Source organism: Arthrobacter sp. Y3223164 (genome assembly GCF_059091005.1).
In genome coordinates, this window is the sequence record NZ_JBNHGF010000844.1 from 1 (window position 1) to 466 (window position 466).

Sequence of the window (466 nt, forward strand, 5' to 3'; positions counted from 1 at the left end):
CCGGCGGCCACCAAGGCGGCCAGCAGCAGCACGGCCAGGGCCAGCACCACCAAACGACGGCGGCGGTAAACGGCAGGGCTGGGCCGCCGGACGGGAGCCTGCCCGCGGGTGCCGGATGTGCCGTTGCCTGCCATGCCTTAAGGCTAAGGACAGCGGCGGCCCGTGCCGTCACCACCACGCCGGGCAGTACAGTATTGGTTGGTCACACCGTAGGAGTTCCATGCCCCGCCCCGCCGCCGCACCGGCACCGTCCACAGAACCGGCAGAAGCCGAACTGCTGCATTCGCGTATCCGGACCTGGTTCGCGGCCAGCGCGCGGGACCTGCCCTGGCGCCGCGCGGACTGCAGCCCCTGGGGCATCCTCGTCAGCGAATTCATGCTGCAGCAGACCCCCGTGGTCCGGGTGCTGCCTGTCTGGGAGCAGTGGATGCGGCGCTGGCCGCGCCCGGCCGACCTCGCCGCCGAT

The 466-nt window shown here is 71.9% G+C and carries 1 pseudogene; it reads left to right on the forward strand.

Features of this window, described 5'->3' with window-relative positions:
- Positions 1-220 precede the first annotated feature (220 nt).
- Positions 221-466: pseudogene (locus tag AC5RUJ_RS18330) on the forward strand (A/G-specific adenine glycosylase); the annotation flags it as partial.